Source organism: Candidatus Methylomirabilota bacterium (assembly GCA_027293415.1).
In the GTDB taxonomy this organism is placed as follows: domain Bacteria; phylum Methylomirabilota; class Methylomirabilia; order Methylomirabilales; family CSP1-5; genus CSP1-5.
Genome location: JAPUFX010000070.1, coordinates 1 through 5243, shown reverse-complemented (window position 1 = coordinate 5243; position 5243 = coordinate 1). Strand labels below are relative to the sequence as shown.

The following is a 5243-nucleotide window of genomic DNA, read 5'->3' as shown; positions in this document are numbered from 1 at the left end:
AGGAATTTGTTCCCGAACCTGTGGAATGGCCCGAAGGAGGTTATCTCTCCAGAAAGGCAAGAAAGGGAGTCACAATTGTGTGTGAAGCCCGTCATGTTGCCCTCATGTATCGCAAGTCGCTCTCGCTTTCCAGCAAGTCTTTAACTTTATTCGTTCTCTCTTACCCTCTCTCACTGCCGGCATGTGCTTTGCAACAGGTAATATTCGGATCGGCTTTCCCGTCAGTGGGGAAGGTCACCGGAGGGGAGACGTGGCGCAGCTCGTTCGAGGACTATTGTCACGTATTAGCTGGTTCATTGGGGTTCTTGTCCTGAGCCTCTGCCTAGTTCCCGGAGGGGCGCTTGGTGTAGAGGAAGTAGTCATCGTCGATTTTGGGCAGGAAAGAGACGGGGTCCCCCCGGGATGGGAACTGACGGAAAAGATTGGAAAAGCGGAATTGAGCCTCGTCAAAGACGGGAACGGCCGGGTGCTGAGGCTTCGGAGCAATTCCTCGTCCTTTGCCATCCAGAAAGAGGTTGACATAGACCTCAAGCAGACCCCATTCCTCGAGTGGCAATGGAAGGTCACCGAGATGCCGAAGTGGGGAGATTTCCGCAGCCTCGGTACGGACGACCAGGCCGCCCAACTCTACCTGGTGTTCACGCCGGATTTTTTGCAGAAAGACGTCATCGCCTACATCTGGGACAGCAATGCTCCAAAGGGAACCATCGCGGAGCCCACTTTTCCACCGGTGTATCCATTCTTGCGCATCAGAGTAGTGGTGATCGAGTCCGGCGAGGCGGAAAAAGGGAAGTGGATTACCGAGAACCGGAACGTGGTCGAAGACTACAGGAAACTCTATGGCGGTCATCCCGGCAAAATTGCCGGAATCCGAATACAGATCAACAGCCAGCACACCAAATCACGAAGCGAGGCCTACTGGAGGTATCTGAAGGCAAAAGGGCATCCCTGACGCACCCTCGCCTGGGATGCCCCGGTCCCTCTGCGCCCGGTCGAGGGGATCTCGCCCCAATTGTCACGCGGCTCCGTGTGACCCGCCGCTTTGCCGGACAAAGCTTAGCCTTAGGTTCGCGAGCATGTGCTGTAGTTCTTCACGCTCCGGCGGCGCTGCCAAGGGACTGAGTTGCTCAATCAGTGCTGCGACGCAGTCAATGGCCAGCCGGGCTTGAGGCAGGTCTTTTGCGACGAGATGCGTCGCAGGGTTGGGGATCAACCCCATGTGCACTAACGCGCGCGTCTGCAGCTCGGCGATCAAAATGCGCACGAGGTCAGGAATGGGAAGAAGTACGAACTCCTCCTCCTTCTTTTTCTGTTCCGAAGGGGGGGATTCGGCCGTCTTCTCCGGCTCGGACTCCGGTACCTGGGCGGGCTCTTGAGAACCCTCTGGACCCATCCTCCGTCGGTCCACCACACGAAAGCTGGGCTCTTCCTCTTCGCTTGGATCTTTGTGCGCCACCTGCATCACCTCCAGTGAAAGAACCATGTTTCCCGCAGGAGAGAGCAGTCCTAGAATAGATGCCTCCGTCGTCGGTCGCAAGAGGCGACCCTCGTCCGGGGGGTTACTCGCCGATGATCTTGATCAGCACCCGCTTCCGCCGCCGGCCGTCGAACTCGCCATAAAAGATCTGCTCCCAGGGACCGAAATCGAGCTTGCTGTTGGTAATGGCCACTACGACCTCGCGGCCCATAACCTGACGCTTGAGGTGGGCATCGCCGTTATCCTCTCCCGTGCGGTTGTGGCGATACTGAGCCACCGGCTCATGAGGGGCGAGCCGCTCGAGAAAATCGTCGTAATCCTGGATGAGACCGGATTCATCATCGTTGATGTACACGCTTGCGGTGATGTGCATGGCATTGACGAGACAGATTCCCTCCCGGATTCCACTCTTTTTCAGGGCCGCGTTCACCTGGGGAGTGATGTTGATATAGGCCCGCCGCGTTTTGGTCTCGAACCACAGTTCCTCTCGATACGATTTCATGAGGCGTCCTCCTTAACATAGCCGTCAGCACTCACGGAAATTCGAAATTCGAATTTCGAAATTGGAAATGTCCAGGTCATCGGTCGGCGGTCATCGGTCAAGACTTGGTGTGGCTATGCTGTTTCTACGGCTCGAGTGATCAGGTCGCCCATGCGTTGGGTCCCAACGAGCTCAGTGCCAGGCTGCTCGAGCTCTGGGGTTCGATAGCCTTGGGCGAGTACCTGCTCTACGGCTGCTTCAATGGTAGTCGCCGCCTCCTGCTGCTTGAGGGAGTAACGCAGGAGGAGGGCGGCGGAGAGGATGGTTCCAATTGGATTGGCCTGGCCCGTACCGGCAATGTCGGGGGCGGCCCCGTGGATCGGTTCATAAAGGCCCCCTGCGCCCCCCAGGCTGGCGGACGGGAGAAGCCCGATCGAGCCCGCGATAGCCCCTGCCTCATCAGAGAGGATGTCGCCGAACATGTTTTCGGTCACGATGACATCGAACTGGCATGGGTTGCGGATGAGTTGCATCGCGCAGGTATCTACTAACATGTGTTCGAGGGTGACCCCGGGGAACTCCTGCGCGACGTGCATCACCACCCTCCGCCAGAGCTGAGAACTCATCAGTACATTGGCCTTATCGATCGAGGAGACCTTCTTCCGGCGACCTTCTGCCGCCTGAAAGGCCAGCCGGGCAATACGGGCGATTTCGGAGGTGGTGTAGCTTAACGTATCTACCGCCCGCTCCTCTTCTCCTGACTTGTCGATTCCTCGCGGGGTTCCGTAATAGAGCCCGCCGGTCAGTTCCCGAAAGATGATGAAATCGGTTCCCTCGATCACCTCCCGTTTCAGCGGGGAGGCCTCAAGGAGGGAAGGAAAGAGACGGACCGGGCGAAGGTTGGCATAAAGCTGAAGCGCCTTTCGGAGTCCGAGAATCCCTTGCTCGGGACGCTTCTCTCGTGGGTGGGAATCCCACGTGGGACCGCCTACCGCGCCGAGGAGTATGGCGTCCGCCTGCCTGCAGCGGTGCAGTGTCTCTTCTGGAAGGGGATTATCGGTGGCGTCGATGGCCGCCCCTCCGAGGAGCGCCTCCTGAAACTCCAAGGCGAGGCTCACCTTCCGGGCGGCTGCCTTGAGAACCTTGAGACCCTCCTCCACGACTTCGGGCCCAATGCCGTCCCCTCGAATGATGACGATTGTGGCCATATCTCCCTCGTGCGCCTCCTATCCCGCCGTGCAGCATGCCTGATGGCTGTTGCTTCCGGCCCGGCAGGTACCATATCTGGCCATGCGAGTCAAGGCTTACTGTGTTCTTCCCTGACTTCACTTCAAGACATTACGCAGAAATTCATCCGGATTGCTCGCCGTCCCCATCTGCAGCGATCCCATTCCAAAGTAAAACCGAATACATATTGACAGATCGTATCTCCCTGATCTACGATTCGCCCCCCTACGGCGACCCCTCGAGTTGTTGCGTGTGGTAACGCATGAGGGGAGCAGGAAGCTCCCGCGAGGTTGAAATGGAACCGGGATGAGCATATCCCCCCGGCCCACCTCAGGCACACTCAACGGCACACCAATCATTCAGACGCCCTCCCGGGCGAAGCATGGCCCGGAGGGCGTTTTGCTTTTGGCAAGTGGGGAAGCCGCAAGCAGGGGGTCAGAGATTTACATTTGACATCCTTCCTCGTGTTTGATATCCTGCTTTCTCGAAGCCGTTGTCCAGGGACCTCTCTCCTGACCAATCATGGCGCGACCGTTACGCATTGCTTATCCTGGCGCGTTCTACCACGTCGTGAATCGGGGCGTCGAGCAGCGCATCATCTTCGCGGATAAGAGCGACTACACCCAGTTCCTCAACCTCCTGGAACTTCTGCATGCCTCCTTCGGGTTTCGGGTACATAGCTACTGCCTGATGCCGAACCACTACCATCTGTATCTGGAGACCCCGCACGGCCATCTCTCCCGTCTCATGCAACAGCTCGATAGCCGCTATACGCAGTGGTTTAATTGACGCCATCGCCGGATCGGGCCCCTCTTCCAAGGACGCTACAAAGCCCTCTTGGTCGACAAGGAGGCATATTCCCTGGCCGTGTCGCGGTATATTCACCTCAATCCGGTCAAGGCCAAGCTCGTCCGAAAGCCCGAGGCCTACGCCTGGTCCAGTTACGCGACCTTCCTTGGCCGGCGACGGCCAGCCAGCTTCCAGGAGACAAAGTGGCTCTTGGGACAGCTGGGACGGAGCCGTGGCGAGGCAAGGCAGGCCTTTCACCGCTTTACCACAGCGGGGCTCCAAGACTCCTGGGAGCCATTTGCAGCGGCAGAAGGCGGGATACTGCTGGGGAGTGACCGCTTTGTAGACTGGGTAAAGCGCCGATTTCTACCGAGGCGGCGCGATGGAGCAATCTCCCAGTTACGGCACCTCCAAAAGCCGCGGGACGTGACCCGAATCGAGGAGGCGGTGGCCCGCTTAACCACGGATCCCCGGTTGCGTCGGAAACTGCTCGTCTATGCCTTGAGGCGCTTTACTCCCCTCACCTTACGTGAAGTCGGCGACCGGGTCGGGGGGATGCAGGCCGTGACCGTTTCCCAGGTGGTGAGGCGTTTGGCTCATCAAGGGAACCGGCCGGGACACATCTCGGCATTGCTGCAGCACCTGGAGCGGAAAGTGTCAAATGTAAAGCTTTGACCCCATTATATTTGACCAAAGTGTCAAATGTAAAGCTTTGACCCCATTATATTTGACCCCATTATATTGACCCCGAGGTGACGATCTTTGGGGTCGGCTTTAGCCCGACGCTGAGTCAAAACCAGGTGAGCTTCAACGGGACCTCCGCACCGGTGACGGCCTCGACCGATCAGACGATCACCACCGAGGTTCCGGCAGGCGCCACCACCGGCCCCATCGCGGTTACTACGCCTCTCGGCAGCGCGACGTCGCAGGAGAACTTTATTGTCGTCCAGATTGTCACCGTGAGCCCCAAGACGGCCACGGTCCTTGTGGGTGGCGCCGTCCAGTTCACAGCAAACACGGCGGTCGAGTGGCGCGTCAATAACCTGACCGGCGGGAATACTACTATCGGAACGATCAGTCCTGAGGGACTCTATCGGGCGCCAACGACGCTGCCGGATCCGCCAGAGGTGACCATCACAGGCGTGAGCAAAGCGGATCCCCGCTTGGAAGACGCCGCCCTCGTAACGATGCTGTTAGTGCCTGAGCGCTTTGCCGCCCCGGAGGTCAGCGTCCAATTCGCTGATCCACCCCTCCAGGCTAACCCCGACC

Annotated in this window: 7 protein-coding genes; 4 read left to right on the top strand and 3 right to left on the bottom strand. The window is 58.5% G+C overall.

Features of this window, described 5'->3' with window-relative positions; genetic code table 11:
* The first annotated feature begins 250 nt into the window (after positions 1 to 250).
* Entirely contained in the window at positions 251 to 952 is a 702-nt protein-coding gene (locus O6929_05580; protein MCZ6479856.1) for a DUF3047 domain-containing protein, read from the top strand.
* Between the two features lie 63 nt (positions 953 to 1015).
* Here the strand turns inward: O6929_05580 and O6929_05575 are convergent, their stop codons facing one another.
* From O6929_05575 to leuB, 3 genes are all read right to left on the bottom strand, one after another.
* Positions 1016 to 1537 carry a DUF1844 domain-containing protein gene (locus O6929_05575; protein MCZ6479855.1) on the bottom strand — a complete coding sequence of 174 codons (522 nt, stop codon included), beginning with the start codon at positions 1535 to 1537 and terminating at the stop codon, positions 1016 to 1018.
* A gap of 22 nt (positions 1538 to 1559) precedes the next feature.
* Complete coding sequence (locus O6929_05570) at positions 1560 to 1979, bottom strand: secondary thiamine-phosphate synthase enzyme YjbQ (GenBank protein ID MCZ6479854.1); 420 nt, start codon at positions 1977 to 1979, stop codon at positions 1560 to 1562.
* A gap of 113 nt (positions 1980 to 2092) precedes the next feature.
* Positions 2093 to 3166 (bottom strand): 3-isopropylmalate dehydrogenase, encoded by a 1074-nt coding sequence (leuB, locus tag O6929_05565; protein MCZ6479853.1) that lies wholly within the window; start codon positions 3164 to 3166, stop codon positions 2093 to 2095.
* Positions 3167 to 3707: 541 nt separating this feature from the next.
* On the opposite strand from leuB, the gene O6929_05560 reads away from it, so the two are divergent.
* The 3 genes from O6929_05560 to O6929_05550 form a co-directional block, all read left to right on the top strand.
* Positions 3708 to 3974 carry a transposase gene (locus tag O6929_05560; GenBank protein ID MCZ6479852.1) on the top strand — a complete coding sequence of 89 codons (267 nt, stop codon included), beginning with the start codon at positions 3708 to 3710 and terminating at the stop codon, positions 3972 to 3974.
* A 78-nt stretch (positions 3975 to 4052) separates the two neighbouring features.
* Positions 4053 to 4649: a hypothetical protein gene (locus O6929_05555; protein MCZ6479851.1), complete on the top strand. Its 597-nt coding sequence runs from the start codon at positions 4053 to 4055 to the stop codon at positions 4647 to 4649.
* Positions 4650 to 4726: 77 nt separating this feature from the next.
* Positions 4727 to 5243 (top strand): hypothetical protein (locus tag O6929_05550; protein ID MCZ6479850.1); only part of this gene is annotated, 517 nt, incomplete at its 3' end.